Origin of the sequence: Hamadaea sp. NPDC051192, assembly GCF_040682475.1 — a bacterium.
In the GTDB taxonomy this organism is placed as follows: Bacteria; Actinomycetota; Actinomycetes; order Mycobacteriales; family Micromonosporaceae; genus Hamadaea; species Hamadaea flava.
In genome coordinates, this window is record NZ_JBFBAZ010000026.1 from 1 (window position 1) to 16,393 (window position 16,393).

The following is a 16,393-nucleotide window of genomic DNA, read 5'->3' on the forward strand; positions in this document are numbered from 1 at the left end:
GGGTTCTCGGTCGAATCTTGACCCAAGATTCGACCCGGAACCCTGATCCAGCGCCCAACGCGGCGGGAAGTCGCGGAACGCAGCGGGAAGCGGCGGAGTCGGGTCAGTCGGGGACGCGGCGGTACGCCCCGTCGCTGGCGCTGGTCGTCATCGACGCGTATGCCCGCAGCGCCGCGCTGATCGGCCGGACCCGGTCGGCCGGCGTGTAGGGCCGATCGCGCTTGTCCTGGGCGACCCGCCGGGCGTCGAGGACGTCCTGCGGCACCTCCAGGACGAGGCTGCGCGCCGGGATGTCGATGCTGATGATGTCGCCAGGCTCGACGAGCGCGATGAGACCGCCGCCGGCCGCCTCGGGCGAGATGTGCCCGATGGACAGCCCGCTGGTGCCGCCGGAGAACCGGCCGTCGGTGATCAGCGCGCAGCTCTTGCCGAGGCCCCGCCCCTTGAGGAAGGAGGTCGGGTAGAGCATCTCCTGCATGCCCGGCCCGCCCTTGGGTCCCTCGTAGCGGATGACCACGACGTCGCCGGGGACGATCTGGCCGGCGAGGATGCCGGTGACCGCGTCGTCCTGCGACTCGAACACCTTCGCCGGTCCGCTGAAGCGCCAGACCTCCTCCGGCACGCCCGCCGTCTTGACCACGCAGCCGTCCTCGGCGAGGTTGCCGTGGAGCACGGCGAGCCCGCCGTCGGCGGTGTACGCGTGCTCGACCGAGCGGATGCAGCCGCCCGCCGCGTCGGTGTCCAGCGTCGCCCACCGGTTCTGCGTCGAGAACGGCTCCGTCGTACGCACACCGCCCGGAGCGGCGTGGAACAGCTCTACCGCCACGTCGCTGGTGGACCCGCTGCGGATGTCCCACTCGGCCAGCCACGACGTCAGGTCCGGGGAGTGCACGGAGTGGACGTCGCGGTGCAGCATCCCGCCGCGGTCGAGTTCACCGAGGATCGCGGGGATGCCGCCGGCCCGGTGGACGTCTTCCATGTGGTACTTCGGCGAGTTCGGCGCGACCTTGGCCAGGCAGGGCACCCGGCGGGAGACGGCGTCGATGTCGGCGACGCCGAAGTCCAGCTCGGCCTCGCGGGCGGCGGCCAGCAGGTGCAGCACGGTGTTGGTCGAGCCGCCCATCGCGACGTCGAGCGCGACCGCGTTCTCGAACGCCTCGCGGGTGGCGATCGCCCGGGGCAGCACCGAGGCGTCGTCGCCGTCGTAGTAGCGCTTGCACAGGTCGACGATCAGGCTGCCGGCCCGCTCGAACAGCTCCTTGCGGGCGGCATGGGTGGCCAGCGTGGACCCGTTGCCCGGCAGGGCCAGACCGATCGCCTCGGTGAGGCAGTTCATCGAGTTCGCGGTGAACATGCCGGAGCAGGAACCGCAGGTCGGGCAGGCCGACCGCTCGATGCGGTCCAGGTCCGCCTGGCTGACGGAGTCGTTGGAGGCCGCGACCATCGCGTCGATCAGGTCGAGCTTCTCGTGGACGACGCCCTCGATCGCGACCGTCTTGCCGGCCTCCATCGGGCCGCCGGAGACGAAGACCGTCGGGATGTTGAGCCGCAGCGCGGCCAGCAGCATGCCCGGCGTGATCTTGTCGCAGTTGGAGATGCAGACCAGGGCGTCGGCGCAGTGCGCCTGCACCATGTACTCCACGGCGTCGGCGATCAGCTCGCGGCTCGGCAGCGAGTAGAGCATGCCCGCGTGGCCCATCGCGATGCCGTCGTCGACCGCGATCGTGTTGAATTCGCGCCCCACTCCGCCGGCCGCCGCCACCGCGTCGGCGACGAGGCCGCCGAGGTCCTTGAGGTGGACGTGACCCGGTACGAACTGGGTGTAGCTGTTGGCGATGGCGACGATCGGCTTGCCGAAATCGTCGTCGGTCATGCCGGTGGCGCGCCACAGCGCCCGTGCGCCCGCCATAGTCCGGCCGTGCGTGGAGGTCCTCGACCGCAGCTCAACCATGCTGAAAAGTCTGCCACCGAGATCCCGGAACGGCTCGCCGGGCACCCGGACCGGTCCATCTGTCGGGAACCCGTCGGGTGAACTCCGAATTGTTAACTCCGAATCGCACAGCGGGTGCGGAAAGGATCTTTTCGGTACGGCAGAGTGGAATCGTGCTCCTCCCCTCGGGACTGCCGGCAGCCGCTCCGCTGGAGCGGCCACTGGTTCTCGCAGCCTCGGTGAGCGCGATCGTCGCGCTGCCGGGCGCCTGGTCCCTGTGGCGGGCGGCCCGTGCCAGCGGCCGGTCCTCCCGCGGCCCCCGGCTGCTTGCCGGCGGGGTCGTGGTGGTCCTGGCCGGGCCGCTCCTCGCAACCTTCGCCGCGGTGGCCTTCCTGGCCGACGGCTGGCAGGACGATCGGCACGAACGCATGATGCTGGGCGCGCTGATCGCGCTCGGGGCCATCGTCGGCGCCCCGATCCTGGGCTGGGGGCTGCTCCGGCTGCCCGGCATCGGCGACACCCCGGGCGTACGCACGAGGCACCTGCTCGACGGGTTGACCATCGGAGCCGCGCTGTTCATCTGCGGCTGGGTGTTCGTCGTGAACCCGAACTCGGCCCTGTTCCCGCTGCCGAGCCGGGGCGGCTGCGTAGCGATCGCCGTGGCCGCCGTGTTCACTCCGCTGACCGCCGGGCTGGCCCTGACCCTGTCCAGCCGGGTGCAGCCGCCACGGCGGCCGATCGCGCGGGCGGCCATCGGGGGTGCGCTCGCCGTCGTCGCCGAGACCGCGCTCGGCACCGGCATCTGCTACGGATTGAGCTGGATGATCCTCGTCGGCGGCGGGCTGCTGCCGCTCGGCGTCGGGCTGATGGCCTTCCGTCCCCGCTGGCGGGACGTCCGCGCCGAACTGGAGCTGCCCGCCCCGACGTCCGGCCTGCTCACCGCGTTGACCCCGGTCTTCGCCATCCTGGTGGCGACCACCTACCAGGCGTCGCGCAACGAGGGCACCCTCGACCTGCCGACCATCATCGCCGGTATGGTCGTCGGCCTGCTCCTGGTCGCCCGGCAGCAGCTGGGCTACCTCGACGTGAAGCGGTACGCCACCCGCCTGGCCGACAGCGAGCGCCACTTCCGGGAGCTGGCCCACACCGATCCGCTGACCGGGCTGAGCAACCGCCGGGGCCTGCTGCGGACCCTGTTCGAGGACGCGGTCGGCGGCCCGCCCTGCACGCTGCTCGCGATCGACCTGGACGGCTTCAAGAACGTCAACGACATGCGGGGCCACGACGTCGGCGACGACGTCCTGGTGGAAGTCGGCCAGCGACTGCGGCTCAACCTGCGCCCCGGCGACGTGGCGGCCCGGCTCGGCGGCGACGAGTTCGCGGTGCTCATGTGGGCCCGCCCGACCGAGGCGATGCTCGTCGCCGAACGGCTGCTCGGCGTCCTCTGCCGCCCCTATCAGGCCCGCCAGGGCATGGTCTACCTCTCGGCCAGCATCGGCCTCGCCGGCTGCAAGGAGGCCGACAACGTGCCGATGCTCATGCGCAACGCCGATCTCGCGCTGCGGTTCGCCAAGCAGCGCGGCAAGAACCGGGTCGAGGAGTACTCGCAGGAGTACGACGAATGGCTGCGGCGGCGTACGACGGTCGAGCACGAGCTGCGCGGCGCGATCGAGCGCGACGAACTGCGCGTGGTGTTCCAGCCGGTGGTGTCCCTGCCGTCGATGCGCCCGATCGGGGCCGAGGCGCTCACGCGGTGGCACCATCCCGAACTCGGCACGATCAACCCCGACGAGTTCATCCCGATCGCCGAGGACTCCGGCCTCATCGTCCAGCTCGGCACCTGGGTGCTCAACGAGGCCTGCCGCCAGCTCGCCCGATGGCTCGCCGACGGCCACGACGTCTGGGTGTCGGTCAACGTCTCGCCGCGCGAGCTGCACCCCGCGGAGTATGTGACCCGCGTCGCCGACGTCCTGCGGTCGCATCGCGTACCGGCGTCGCGGCTCGTGTTCGAGGTCACCGAACAGGCCGTCGCCACCGACCTGGAGGAGCTGAAGGCCCGGCTCGCGGCCCTGCGCGACATGGGCGCGCGGATCGCCCTCGACGACTTCGGCTCCGGCTACTCGTCGCTCGGGCAACTGCGCCACCTGCCCGTCGACATCCTCAAGATCGACCACAGCCTGGTCTGGGACACCGGGGTCCGCGAGTCGCAGCCCGCCCCGATGGTGGACGTGGTGGTACGCATGGGGCACCGGCTCGGGCTGGAAGTCATCGCCGAGGGGATCACCGACAAGGCGCAGCGGGCGACGGTGGAGCGGGCCGGCTGCCGATTCGGCCAGGGCAGCCTCTTCGGCTGGGGAGTGCCGGCGGAGCACATGGAAGCGCTGCTCGCCTCTTCCCAGCCGGCCCACCTGCCGCCCGTGATCCCGCCCGCGCTGCCGGCGCAGACGACACCGCTGTCCCAGAAGCTGGGAGAAGTTGACTCAGCGGCTGAGATGCGTAAGAGTTGACGCCATGTCGACCCGGCACGTCGCCCGAGTACTTACCTGAGCGCACTCTCAGCAAGATCGAGAGTGCGCTAGCCCCGTGCATACAGCACGAGGGCTTTTTTGTTGCTTGAGTTACGGCCGTTGGGGTTACCGAGAGGCAGAAGAATGACCAGACCCACACCGGAGGCGCTCGCTCAGCGGGCTGCCGCCCATCGCACGGCGGCCACCCCGCCGCCGCCCGCACCCGTTCAGGTGACCGGCGCGCAGAGCCTGGTCAAGTCGCTCGAGGCGCTCGGAGTAGAGGTGATGTTCGGGATTCCGGGCGGCGCCATCCTCCCGGCGTACGACCCGATCTTCGACTCCTCCGTCCGGCACATCCTCGTCCGCCACGAGCAGGGCGCGGGACACGCGGCGACCGGCTACGCGCAGGCCACCGGCAAGGTGGGCGTCTGCATCGCGACGTCCGGCCCCGGCGCGACCAACCTCGTCACGCCGATCGCCGACGCGTACATGGACTCGGTGCCGATCGTGGCGATCACCGGGCAGGTGGCGCGGCCCTCGATCGGGTCGGACGCCTTCCAGGAGGCCGACATCCAGGGCATCACCCTGCCGATCACCAAGCACAACTTCCTCGTGCAGGAAGGCGAGGACATCCCCCGGATCCTGGCCGAGGCCTTCCACCTGGCCGCGACCGGCCGGCCGGGCCCGGTGCTGGTCGACATCCCCAAGGACGTGCTCACCAACCAGACCACCTTCAGCTGGCCGCCGACCCTGGACCTGCCGGGCTACCGGCCCACGCTGCACCCGCACGGCAAGCAGATCCGGGAGGCCGCGCGGCTGATCTCGCAGGCCAAGCGCCCGGTTCTCTACGTCGGCGGCGGCGTGCTGAAGGCGCAGGCGACCGAGGCGCTGAAGGAGCTGGCCGAGCTGACCGGGGCGCCGGTGGTGACCACCTTGATGGCGCGCGGCGCGTTCCCCGACTCGCACCCGCAGCACCTGGGCATGCCCGGCATGCACGGCACCGTCGCCGCGGTGTACGCCCTCCAGCGCTCGGACCTGCTGATCGCCCTGGGCGCGCGGTTCGACGACCGGGTGACCGGCAAGCTGGAGACGTTCGCGCCGGACGCGCACATCATCCACGCCGACATCGACCCCGCCGAGATCGGCAAGAACCGCACGGTGGACGTGCCGATCGTCGGTGACGCCAAGCACGTCATCGAGGAGCTGCTGACCGCCCTCGCCGGGCAGGACGAGACGAGCCGCCGACGGCTGGCCGAATGGTGGAGCCAGCTCGACCAGATGCGGACCACCTACCCGCTGGGCTACGACGAGCCCTCCGACGGCACCCTCGCCCCGCAGTACGTCATCGAGCGCATCGGCGCGATCGCCGGACCCGACGCGATCTACGTCGCCGGCGTGGGCCAGCATCAGATGTGGGCCAGCCAGTTCATCAAGTACGAGAAGCCGGGGACCTGGCTGAACTCGGGCGGCCTCGGGACCATGGGGTACGCCGTCCCCGCCGCCATGGGCGCGAAGGTCGGCCGGCCCGGGACGGTGGTCTGGGCGATCGACGGCGACGGCTGCTTCCAGATGACCAACCAGGAGCTGGCGACCTGTGCCCTCGAAGGCATCCCGGTCAAGATCGCCGTGATCAACAACGGCAACCTGGGCATGGTCCGGCAGTGGCAGACGCTGTTCTACGGCGAGCGTTACTCCAACACCGACCTGGGTACGCACAAGCACCGCATCCCCGACTTCGTGAAGCTCGCCGAGGCGCTGGGCTGCATCGGGCTGCGCTGCGAGAGCGCGGCCGACGTCGACAAGACGATCGAGGCCGCGATGGCGATCGACGACGCCCCCGTCGTGGTGGAGTTCGTGGTCGGCAAGGATGCGATGGTGTGGCCGATGGTGGCCGCGGGCACCAGCAACGACGAGATCATGTTCGCCCGGGGCGTGCGCCCCATCTTCGACGAGGACGACCTGTGATGGCCACGAAGCACACGCTGTCGGTTCTGGTGGAGAACAAGCCGGGCGTGCTCGCCCGGGTCTCGGGGCTGTTCTCCCGGCGCGGGTTCAACATCGACTCGCTCGCGGTGGGGGAGACCGAGCACCCGGAGATCTCCCGGATCACCATCGTCGTGGACGCGGAGACCCAGCCGCTGGAGCAGGTCACCAAGCAGCTCAACAAGCTGATCAACGTCCTGAAGATCGTGGAGCTGGAGCCGGCCGCCTCGGTGCAGCGCGAGCTGCTGCTGGTGAAGGTCCGGGCCGATCGGCCGATCCGGTCGCAGGTGCTGGAGACGGTGCAGCTGTTCCGGGCACGCGTCGTGGACGTGGCCGCGGACGCCCTCACCATCGAGGCGACCGGGACCTCCGAGAAGCTCGACGCGCTGCTGCGCGACCTGGAGCCGTTCGGCATCAAGGAGATGGTGCAGTCGGGCCGGGTCGCCATCGGCCGCGGGTCGCGCTCCATCACCGCCGCGCCCGCGCTCCGATCCGCCGCCTGATCCGTTCTACATATTGAGACATCCCGTCCCACCGTACGGGCCAGTGACGGCCCGGCGGCAGGATGAGCAAGGTTTGCCCAGGAAGGAAGAGTTCAAGTGACCGAGGTTTTCTACGACGACGACGCCGACCTCTCGGTGATCGCCGGCCGCAAGGTCGCGGTGATCGGCTACGGCAGCCAGGGACACGCGCACGCGTTGTCGCTGCGTGACTCGGGCGTCGACGTCCGGGTGGGCCTGCCCGAGGGCTCGAAGAGCCGGGCCAAGGCCGAGGAGCAGGGTCTGCGGGTCGTCACCCCGTTCGAGGCGGCGGCCGAGGCCGACGTCATCATGATCCTCGCGCCGGACACCGCCCAGCGGAAGATCTACGCCGAGGCCATCGAGCCGAACCTGACCGCCGGCAAGGCGCTCTTCTTCGGGCACGGCCTCAACATCCGGTACGGCCTGATCAAGCCGCCCGCCGACGTCGACGTGGCGATGGTCGCGCCGAAGGGCCCGGGTCACCTGGTCCGGCGTCAGTACGTCGACGGCAAGGGCGTGCCGTGTCTGGTCGCCGTCGAGCAGGACCCCACCGGCGGCGCGCTCGCTCTGGCCCTGTCGTACGCCAAGGGCATCGGCGGCACCCGCGCCGGCGTCATCCAGACCACCTTCACCGAGGAGACGGAGACCGACCTCTTCGGCGAGCAGGCGGTCCTCTGCGGCGGCACGGCCGCGCTGGTGCAGACCGGCTTCGAGGTGCTGACCGAGGCGGGCTACTCGCCCGAGATCGCGTACTTCGAGTGCCTGCACGAGCTGAAGCTCATCGTGGACCTCATGTACGAGGGCGGCATCGCCCGGATGCGCTACAGCGTCTCGGACACCGCCGAGTACGGCGACGTGACCCGCGGCCCGCGCGTCATCAACTCCGCCGTCAAGGACGAGATGCGCAAGATCCTGGGTGAGATCCAGTCGGGCGAGTTCGCCCGCGAGTGGATCGCCGAGGACGACGCCGGCCGCCCGAACTTCACCAAGCTGCAGCAGCAGGGTGCGGACCACCCGATCGAGGAGGTCGGCAAGAAGCTGCGCGGAATGATGAGCTGGGTCGACCGGCCGATCACCGAGACTGCCTGAGTTTTTCCGCCAACAGCTGGAACCTTCAGGTAAGGACGGGCCACGCCGGGGCGATCCTCCGGAGCGTGGCCCGTTTTTTGTGCCCCGTTTTGACGTATTGCGTAACGCAGAGTTCATCCACTTGGCGCTCCCCGAAATCCCATGGGTGGGTGCTTTATCGTCCGTTCAGGTATCGTCCGGCCATGCGGTTGGAGTATTCGTACCGAACGGAGCGGTTCGGCGCCGTCCGAATCAGCCCGTTGCAGCGAGTCGTCGAGATCGATGGCTCCGCGGCCGACAACGAGGTCGAGCGGGTCCAAGGGGACGGCTCGACCCGGGTGGTCGGCCGGGACACGCTCCGGGGGATCGAGCGCGACATGGTCATCGTCGTCCCCTGCATGAACGAGCCGCGCCGGGTGATCGAGGGAGTTCTGGCGGGCATCCCGCACGACTGCCTCATCGTCCTCGTCTCGAACAGTGACCGGACCCCCGTGGACCGGTACGACATCGAGCTGCGCTCGCTGGAGGAGTACTGCCGGTTGGCCAACCGGCCGGCTCTGGCGGTGCATCAGCGCGATCCGGGGGTGGGCGCCGCGATGAAGGCGGCGGGCATGCCCGAGATCGTCGACGAGTCCGAAGGCGGCGTACGCCGAGGCAAGGGTGAGGCGATGATCCTCGCCATGGCGCTGGCCGCCATGAGCGGGCGTCGCTACATCGGTTACGTGGACGCCGACAACTACGTCCCCGGGTCGGTCCACGAGTACTGCAAGGTCTACGCGGCCGGTCTCGCGTTGGCCGACAGTCCTTACTCGATGGTCCGCATCGCGTGGGACTCCAAGCCGAAGGTCCGCGACGGGCGGCTGTTCTTCAGCAAGCGCGGGCGGACGTCGGAGGTCACCAACGACTTCCTCAATCGGCTGCTCGCCGAGTACTCCGGATTCGGCACCGACGCGATCGTCACCGGCAACGCCGGTGAGCACGCGCTCAGCCTGGAGCTCGGCCTGCGGATGCGGATGGCCGGCGGGTTCGCCGTCGAGCCGTTCCAATTCGTCGAACTGTTCGAACAGTTCGGCGGGGTGCTGCCGGACGCGTCACCGGTCCCGCCCGAGGTGGGCGTACCGATGTTGCAGATCGGCACGTGCAATCCGCATTTCCACGACAACAAGGGCGACGAGCACGTCCAGTCGATGCGCTTCCAGGCGCTCAACGTGCTCTACCACTCCCCGGTCTGCCCGCCCTCCCTGCGTACGGAGATCTTGGATTTCCTGATCCTGCAGGGGGCGCTGGAGCCCGGTCAGGAGCCGCCGCGGGAACGCGTCTACCCGCCGGTCGGCACCCTCGCCCTGGATCGCCTCTACGACGTGCTCGCCGGTGAGGCGACGTCGTTCCGTCAGTTCGGTCACAAGGTGACGGCTGTGACGCCGCGCACGGTCGTCCCGATCGAGCGGGGTGTCGTGCACGACACGGTTCGGGAGACATCGGTGCTCGCATAGGCCGTTGCCCGCCCGGGACGCGCCCGATAGCGTCCCGGACGGGGTGACGTGATGACCGTCACGCCGTGCCAGCCCAGCGCCGGATGCCCCATAAGCCGTACGATTCGCCTGGTAGAGCCCGAGCGCGGCGTTGCGTTCCGGCGGTCCTCCCCACCACGGAGCGACCGTCTGCGGCGTGCCACCAGCACACGTCATGTCGCGGGCCGGTTCTCTCTTTTCTGCCCTGGCCCGTCCGGCCTGGATCACAAGAATCCCGTGAGGCAACAGTGACTCCCGTCGTTCTCATCGCCGAAGAGCTCGCTCCTGCGGCCCTCGACGTCCTCGCCCACGACTTCGACGTCCGGCACGTCGACGGCACCGACCGCCCGGCCCTGCTCGCCGCGCTCGCCGAAGCCGACGCCGTGATCGTCCGAAGCGCCACCAAGATCGACGCCGAGGCGATCGCCGCCGGTTCCCGGCTCAAGGTCGTGGCCCGTGCCGGTGTCGGCCTGGACAATGTCGACTCCGCCGCCGCCACCGCCCGAGGCGTCATGGTGGTCAACGCGCCGACCTCCAACATCGTCTCCGCCGCCGAGCAGGCCGTCGCGCTGCTGCTCGCGGTCGCCCGGCACACCGCCGTCGCGAGCGCCTCGCTCAAGAAGGGCGAGTGGAAGCGCTCGAAGTTCACCGGCGTCGAGATCCAGGGCAAGACGGTCGGCGTCGTCGGCCTCGGCCGGATCGGCGTGCTCTTCGCGCAGCGGATGGCCGCGTTCGGCACCCGGCTCATCGCGTACGACCCCTACGTCCAGCCGGCCCGCGCCGCTCAGCTCGGCGTCCGCCTGGTCGGCCTGGAGGAGCTGCTTCGCGAGTCCGACTTCATCTCGGTCCACCTGCCGAAGACCCCGGAGACGCTCGGCCTCATCGGCGTCAACGAGCTCAAGATGGTCAAGCCCGGCGTACGCATCGTCAACGCCGCCCGCGGTGGGCTGATCGACGAGGCCGCCCTGGCCGACGCGGTCGCCGACGGCCGGGTCGCGGGCGTGGGCCTGGACGTCTTCGCCAAGGAGCCGTGCACCGACTCGCCGCTGTTCGCCTTCGACAACGTCGTGGCCGTCCCGCACCTGGGCGCGTCCACCGCCGAGGCGCAGGACAAGGCGGGCCTGGCCGTCGCCAAGAGCGTGAAGCTCGCGCTCCAGGGCGAGTTCGTGCCGGACGCCGTCAACGTCCAGGCCGGCGGGGTCGTGGCCGAGGCGGTCCGCCCGCTGCTGCCGCTCGCCGAGAAGCTCGGCAAGGTCTTCACCGCCGTCGCCGGCGGAGTCGCCGCCAGCGTGACGGTCGACGTCCGCGGCGAGATCATCGCCAACGACGTGTCGGTCCTCAAGCTCGCCGCGACCAAGGGCCTCTTCGGCGCCGTCGTGGAAGAGCAGGTCACCTACGTCAACGCGCCGCTGCTCGCGGCGGACCGCGGCGTCGAGGTCGAGCTGGTCACCTCGGCCGAGGTCGTGGGCCACAAGAATCTCGTGACGGTACGCGGAGCGAAGCCGAACGGTCGCGTCGTCACCGTCTCGGGCACGGTCGTCTCGAACGGCTTCCGCGACCAGGTGAAGCTGACCGCGGTCGACGACTTCGACCTGGAGCTGGACGCCGAGGGCGTGCTCCTCTTCTTCCGGTACGCCGACCGCCCCGGCATCGTCGGCACGATCGGCACCTTCCTCGGCCAGGCCGGGGTCAACATCGCCTCGATGCAGGTCTCCCGGCGGGCGGCCGGCGGTGAGGCGCTGATGACCCTGACGGTCGACAGTGGAATCGGTGCCGAGCTGCTCCAGCAGGCGGCCGCGTCGATCGGCGCGACTGCAGCGGCGGCGGTTGACCTCACCGAAGAGTGACCGGATGCTTGCTTTGCGTTGCGACGCCCGTTAACCTGCTGAAGTCCCCAGTGGACTTCGGGTCCGTCTTCGGGTGACGCGACCCGCATGTGCTCAAAACCGATGGCCGGGACGATTGCCGCGTCCCGGCCATCGGCGCACCCACCCCCAGCCGCCCACCCCCAGCCGCCCACCCACCCACCTACCCGCCTTCTCCTCGTTGATCATGGAGTTAACCGTGGTGTCGGCGGTGTGGCGAGGGTGTCAACCCCATGATCAACGGGTTGGCCGGAGTAGGCGGGGACGGTGCCAGCGCCACGAAGGGGGACATCCAGAACGCGTGGCGGCGCGCTCGGGCGCCCCAGGCGGCCGCCGCCTGCTGGACCGCCGGGTCCGGGTGTGGATACCCGCGGTGCGCGAGCCGGCGGACCTCCTCCCGCGTCGTACGCGGAACGTCCCGCCAGCGCGGCGTCATCTGCCCTCCACCGATGCTCTCTTGTACGCGTGCGCCGTCTGGAGCAGATCCACCAGGGGGGCCTGAAGCCAGCTGGCCCGGAGGAAGACGCAGCCCCCGTTACGGGCGGCGGCGCGCCGCATCCGGCGGCTGACCAGGCTGGTTTCCGGATCGGCGAGGTGCAGGGCCAGCCCCAGGTGATGGGTGTCCGAGTCGGGGATCGGCCAGATCGCGGCGATCTCCGGCCAACGGAGTGTGATCCGGGCCTTCGGCAGTTCGACGCCGTCCGGCGTCAGCCGGAGCGCCACCCCGGGCAGCCGGGGCATGAACGGGTTGGAGTACGCCTCCACCGCGACGAAGAAGGGCAGGGCGGCGACGACGAGCGCGTTGGCCAACACGACGAGGCCGCGGCCGTCGAGGTAGGTGTACACGACGCAATAGACCAGCACGATCAGCGGGAACGTGTTGTCCAGATGCCACCAGCGCGTACGCACGTCGCGGCGATCCGGAGGGGCGTGGCCGGCGGCGCTCAGCGCGTGCAACGCCTCGACTGCACGGGGTAGGGCGGATTGGCGTTTCACCGTGATGACGAGGCCGCCGAAGACCAGCGCGACCCCGGGCACCGCCAGATAGGCGGGGGCCTCCAACCACCACAGGAAGACGAGGCAGGCCATCGCGCCGGCCGCGACGATGGAACCGCGACGCTCCAACGTCCGGTACGCGCGTACAGCTTCGTCGGGGGTGAGCGACGACTGCATCTCGCAATTGTGAGGGCTGCTCGCCACCTGCGGGGGGCGTACCAGAAAGTGGGACGCGAGTACCGCTTCGTAGGACGGTGGCCGTACAGTCGAGCGTACCCAACGGAGTGGAGACGTCGTGCGCATCGCAGTCGTGGCTGGTGACGGCATCGGGACCGAGGTGGTCGCCGAGGGACTCAAGGTGCTGCGCACCTTGCTGCCTTCCGTCGAGACCACCGAATACGACCTCGGCGCGGCACGATACCACCGGACCGGCGAGGTGCTTCCCGCCAGCGTCCAGGAGGAACTGGCCCAGCACGACGCGATCCTGCTCGGCGCGGTCGGTGACCCCAGCGTACCGCCGGGCGTCCTGGAGCGCGGGCTGCTGCTGAAGCTCCGATTCGACTTCGACCAGTACGTCAACCTGCGCCCGAGCCGGCTGTGGCCGGGCACCGTCGGTCCGCTGGCCGGGGTGAAGCCGGGCGAGATCGACTTCGTCGTGGTCCGGGAGGGCACCGAGGGCCTCTACACCGGCGCGGGCGGCACCATGCACCGCGGGACGCCGGCCGAGGTGGCCACCGAGGAGAGCCTCAACACCCGCCACGGTGTCGAGCGCGTCATCCGCGACGCGTTCGAGCGGGCGACCCGGCGCGAGCGCCACAAGGTCACCATGGTGCACAAGACGAACGTGCTGAGCCACGCCGGCGGCCTCTGGGCGCGGACGTTCGACGCGGTCAAGGCGGAGTACCCGGACATCGCGACGGAGTACCAGCACGTCGACGCGGCTTCGATGTTCATGGTGACGAACCCGCAGCGCTATGACGTGATCGTGACGGACAACCTGTTCGGCGACATCCTGACCGACATCGCCGCTGCGGTGACGGGTGGCATCGGCTTGGCGGCCAGCGGCTGCATCAACCCGCTTTCGGCGTACCCGTCGATGTTCGAGCCGGTGCACGGATCCGCACCGGACATCGCGGGCAAGGGCGTCGCGGACCCGGTGGCCGCGATTCTGTCGGTGGGCCTGTGCCTGGACCACCTCGGCCACCCCGAGGCGGCCCAGAAGATCAATGACGCGGTGGCGGCGGAGCTCACGCAGCGTAACGGTGCCGCGGTCGTGACCGCCGAGGTCGGCGACCGGGTCGCCCAGCTCGTAGCCGGCGGCGCCGTAGTAGGCGCGCAGTAGCACCACGGCCCGGCCGTGGCCGGGCGCGAGCTTTCTCCCGTTGTCCGGCACAGCCCGGGTCTGCAGTTGAACGACCGTTAGAGGTAAGTTTCAGCCAGACCACGGTGACGCCCGCAGCGCGGCCTCGTCACCCCAGTGGCATCAGATGGAGGGCACGCCGCCATGGGAGACCAGTTCGAGATCCACCCCAACCCCCACCCGGTCGCGCGGGCGGAGCGCGAGGCGCTCCTGGCCAACCCCGGTTTCGGCCGGGTATTCACGGACCACATGGTGACCATCAAGTACGCGGAGGGCAAGGGCTGGTACGACGCGCGCGTCGAGGCGCGCGGACCCCTTCCGCTCGATCCCGCGACGGCGGTGCTCCATTACGCGCAGGAGATCTTCGAGGGGCTGAAGGCCTACCAGCTCGCCGACGGCGGGGTGAGCCTGTTCCGGGCGGACGCCAACGCCGCGCGCTTCGTCGACTCGGCCCAGCGGATGGCGATGGCGCCGTTGCCGCCGGAGCTGTTCCTCGGCGCGATCCGCGAACTCGTCACGATCGACCGCGACTGGATCCCGGGCGCCGAGGAGGCCAGCCTCTACCTGCGGCCGTTCCAGATCGCCAGCGAGGTGTTCCTCGGCGTGCGGCCGGCCAAGGAGTACATCTTCTGCGTGATCGCCTCGCCGGTCGGCGCGTACTTCACCGGTGGCGTCAAGCCGGTCTCGCTGTGGGTCTCCAGTGAGTACACGCGCGCCGCGCCCGGCGGCACCGGCGCGGCCAAGTGCGGCGGCAACTACGCCGCCTCGCTCGCGCCGATGCTGGAGGCTGCCGAGAAGGGCTGCGACCAGGTCGTCTTCCTGGACGCGGTGGAGCGCAAGTATGTCGACGAGCTGGGCGGCATGAACGTCTTCCTGGTCCTCGACGACGGCACGCTCGTGACGCCGCCGCTGACCGGCACCATCCTGCCGGGCATCACGCGTGACTCGCTCATGACGCTGGCGCGGGCCGACGGCCGCGCCATCGAGGAGCGGCCGATCAGCATGGACGAGTGGCGCGAGGGCGCGCTCAGCGGCCGGGTGGTCGAGTCGTTCGCCTGCGGCACGGCCGCGGTGGTCACGCCGATCGGGACCATCCGGTCCGAGGCGGGGGACTTCACCATCGCCGACGGCGGCACCGGCCCGGTCACCGACTCGCTGCGCAAGCGCATCCTGGACATCCAGTGGGGCCGGGCTGCGGACCCCTATGGCTGGACGTCTCGCCTCCTCTGAGTCTCACCCGCATTTCAGGGATACGCCGAAAGCACGCGTATCCCTGATCTGTTTTCGCCAGGCGCCCAGGACGCGCGGTGCGCGGTAGGTGCGCGCGGTTGGTGCGCTCGCTAGGTGCGCTCGGTGGGTGCGCTCGGTAGGTGCGCTCGGTGGGTGACAGGGAGTCGGCCGTCAGCGACGCGGTGGCCGCGACGAGGTCGGCCGCGCGCCCGCCGGGCGGGAGCCGACCGGGCGTGACCCGGCCGGACGGGTTCCGGCCCAGCTCATCGAACGGGTGACCCCGGTAAGGGTGTCGACGTCGGCGCCGTGGCGTCCTAGGTTTGCTGGAGTGCTGTGGTGTGCCATGTCAAACTCCTTCGATACCCCGACCAACGACAGCAGACGTGGCCGGACACTGGCACACCCCCAGCAATCGGACATTGTGCAGGGTATCGCGGACGTTCAGGCGGCACGACGTAGAACTTCCATGGATGCGTCCGTTGTAGACCGTGCGGATCTCCGCAACGTCATGGGATACACCGTCGCGGCGGGGGCGGGCGGCGCGGGCGTGATCGTCCGGCTGTGCCGGGAGTCCAGCAGCGACGCGTCCAGCGCCACCATCGCCGCGAGCAGCGCCTGCTGCGCCTGGTCGCTGGTCGGCAGGCGCCAGCCGACGTCGTCCGGCGACACCTCCCAGCGGACGGGACCGCTGCGCAACCGGGTCGGCGGCAGGGGGACCCAGGAGTCCGTGGCGTGGCACAGGACGTCCTCGCGGCTCGACAGCTCCGGGCACAGCCGTGCCGCCTCCCCCTCGGTACGCACGAAGAACATCCACCGGTCCTGCGGAGTGACCGCGACGGGTCCCCGCAGTGCGCCGGTGACCGACGGCCGGCCGGGCCCGGTGACCGGACCGCAGACCGCCCGCGCGCCCAGCAGCGCCGGAACCTCGATGACCTCGATCCCATGGCCGGTGGCCAGGAGCAGCGAGTACGGCGCGTCCTGCCACCATTCCTCGACCTGCGCCGGATCGGTGGTGGCGTCGGAGTCCCAATGGGCCAGCGCCGGGTGGCACGAACTGGTGACGCACCCCGGCCGTCCACATTCGAATCGAGACGGCGCCTCGTCGCCCGCGGGTTCGAGCCAAGCCCCCGGAGTGACGGTCCAGTCCTCCTCAGCGAAGCGCATCGCGGCTCGCCGAAGTCGGAAGTGGGACACCCATCTGTCGATGGCCCAGTGCATCTCGTCGTACCCCCAATCCGTTGACCTGCTGCGCTTCCACCTGGTGTTTCCGAAGTTGCCGCATTGCCGAACATCACTGTGCGGTACGGCGTCACCGGTACGGCGTACATCTCGTTGGACCAGGCAACAGCTTGTGCAACTTGCATCGAAAATTACGAGCGAGAGCGGTAACCTCAGCGCACATGGTGTGCGACTAGCCCCGGG

12 protein-coding genes are annotated in these 16,393 nt (G+C 70.1%); 8 read left to right on the forward strand and 4 right to left on the reverse strand.

Going from position 1 to position 16,393, the window contains the following annotated elements; genetic code table 11:
• Positions 1 to 103: 103 nt before the first annotated feature.
• Complete coding sequence (gene ilvD / locus AB0M47_RS13860; protein ID WP_363412702.1) at positions 104 to 1,951, reverse strand: dihydroxy-acid dehydratase; 1,848 nt, start codon at positions 1,949 to 1,951, stop codon at positions 104 to 106.
• 152 nt (positions 1,952 to 2,103) lie between these two features.
• Between ilvD and AB0M47_RS13865 the strand changes: the two genes are divergently transcribed.
• From AB0M47_RS13865 to serA, 6 genes are all read left to right on the forward strand, one after another.
• Positions 2,104 to 4,437, forward strand: coding sequence for an EAL domain-containing protein (locus tag AB0M47_RS13865; RefSeq protein WP_363412704.1), 2,334 nt, complete (start codon positions 2,104 to 2,106; stop codon positions 4,435 to 4,437).
• A gap of 144 nt (positions 4,438 to 4,581) precedes the next feature.
• Positions 4,582 to 6,402 carry an acetolactate synthase large subunit gene (locus AB0M47_RS13870; RefSeq protein WP_253760930.1) on the forward strand — a complete coding sequence of 607 codons (1,821 nt, stop codon included), beginning with the start codon at positions 4,582 to 4,584 and terminating at the stop codon, positions 6,400 to 6,402.
• On the forward strand, positions 6,402 to 6,923 hold the full coding sequence (gene ilvN / locus AB0M47_RS13875; protein ID WP_253760931.1) for an acetolactate synthase small subunit: 522 nt from the start codon (positions 6,402 to 6,404) through the stop codon (positions 6,921 to 6,923). Before AB0M47_RS13870 ends, ilvN begins: the two co-directional genes overlap by 1 nt.
• A 96-nt stretch (positions 6,924 to 7,019) precedes the next feature.
• Complete coding sequence (gene ilvC / locus AB0M47_RS13880) at positions 7,020 to 8,030, forward strand: ketol-acid reductoisomerase (RefSeq protein ID WP_253760932.1); 1,011 nt, start codon at positions 7,020 to 7,022, stop codon at positions 8,028 to 8,030.
• A 182-nt stretch (positions 8,031 to 8,212) separates the two neighbouring features.
• Positions 8,213 to 9,502 carry a mannosyl-3-phosphoglycerate synthase gene (gene mpgS, locus AB0M47_RS13885; protein WP_363412706.1) on the forward strand — a complete coding sequence of 430 codons (1,290 nt, stop codon included), beginning with the start codon at positions 8,213 to 8,215 and terminating at the stop codon, positions 9,500 to 9,502.
• 266 nt (positions 9,503 to 9,768) lie between these two features.
• Complete coding sequence (gene serA, locus AB0M47_RS13890; RefSeq protein ID WP_253760934.1) at positions 9,769 to 11,367, forward strand: phosphoglycerate dehydrogenase; 1,599 nt, start codon at positions 9,769 to 9,771, stop codon at positions 11,365 to 11,367.
• 211 nt (positions 11,368 to 11,578) lie between these two features.
• Here the strand turns inward: serA and AB0M47_RS13895 are convergent, their stop codons facing one another.
• Both AB0M47_RS13895 and AB0M47_RS13900 read right to left on the reverse strand, forming a co-directional pair.
• Positions 11,579 to 11,821, reverse strand: a complete 243-nt coding sequence (locus AB0M47_RS13895; RefSeq protein ID WP_363412708.1) for a hypothetical protein — start codon at positions 11,819 to 11,821, stop codon at positions 11,579 to 11,581.
• Positions 11,818 to 12,558 (reverse strand): hypothetical protein, encoded by a 741-nt coding sequence (locus AB0M47_RS13900; RefSeq protein ID WP_363412710.1) that lies wholly within the window; start codon positions 12,556 to 12,558, stop codon positions 11,818 to 11,820. Before AB0M47_RS13900 ends, AB0M47_RS13895 begins: the two co-directional genes overlap by 4 nt.
• Positions 12,559 to 12,676: 118 nt before the next feature.
• Here AB0M47_RS13900 and AB0M47_RS13905 point away from each other — a divergent pair, with 118 nt between their 5' ends.
• Together AB0M47_RS13905 and AB0M47_RS13910 are read left to right on the forward strand one after the other, a co-directional pair.
• Entirely contained in the window at positions 12,677 to 13,723 is a 1,047-nt protein-coding gene (locus AB0M47_RS13905; protein ID WP_363412712.1) for a 3-isopropylmalate dehydrogenase, read from the forward strand.
• Between the two features lie 162 nt (positions 13,724 to 13,885).
• Complete coding sequence (locus tag AB0M47_RS13910; RefSeq protein ID WP_363412714.1) at positions 13,886 to 14,971, forward strand: branched-chain amino acid aminotransferase; 1,086 nt, start codon at positions 13,886 to 13,888, stop codon at positions 14,969 to 14,971.
• Between the two features lie 441 nt (positions 14,972 to 15,412).
• Here the strand turns inward: AB0M47_RS13910 and AB0M47_RS13915 are convergent, their stop codons facing one another.
• Positions 15,413 to 16,135: a bifunctional DNA primase/polymerase gene (locus AB0M47_RS13915; RefSeq protein ID WP_363412716.1), complete on the reverse strand. Its 723-nt coding sequence runs from the start codon at positions 16,133 to 16,135 to the stop codon at positions 15,413 to 15,415.
• Positions 16,136 to 16,393 lie beyond the last annotated feature (258 nt).

What these genes read in the sequence shown, in the direction of transcription:
- AB0M47_RS13915 (WP_363412716.1), bottom strand. Translation starts at nt 16,135, where the DNA reads ATGCGCTTCGCTGAGGAGGACTGGACCGTCACTCCGGGGGCTTGGCTC.
- ilvD (WP_363412702.1), bottom strand. Translation starts at nt 1,951, where the DNA reads ATGGTTGAGCTGCGGTCGAGGACCTCCACGCACGGCCGGACTATGGCG.
- AB0M47_RS13895 (WP_363412708.1), bottom strand. Translation starts at nt 11,821, where the DNA reads ATGACGCCGCGCTGGCGGGACGTTCCGCGTACGACGCGGGAGGAGGTC.
- ilvN (WP_253760931.1), top strand. Translation starts at nt 6,402, where the DNA reads ATGGCCACGAAGCACACGCTGTCGGTTCTGGTGGAGAACAAGCCGGGC.
- mpgS (WP_363412706.1), top strand. Translation starts at nt 8,213, where the DNA reads ATGCGGTTGGAGTATTCGTACCGAACGGAGCGGTTCGGCGCCGTCCGA.
- AB0M47_RS13870 (WP_253760930.1), top strand. Translation starts at nt 4,582, where the DNA reads ATGACCAGACCCACACCGGAGGCGCTCGCTCAGCGGGCTGCCGCCCAT.
- AB0M47_RS13910 (WP_363412714.1), top strand. Translation starts at nt 13,886, where the DNA reads ATGGGAGACCAGTTCGAGATCCACCCCAACCCCCACCCGGTCGCGCGG.
- AB0M47_RS13900 (WP_363412710.1), bottom strand. Translation starts at nt 12,558, where the DNA reads ATGCAGTCGTCGCTCACCCCCGACGAAGCTGTACGCGCGTACCGGACG.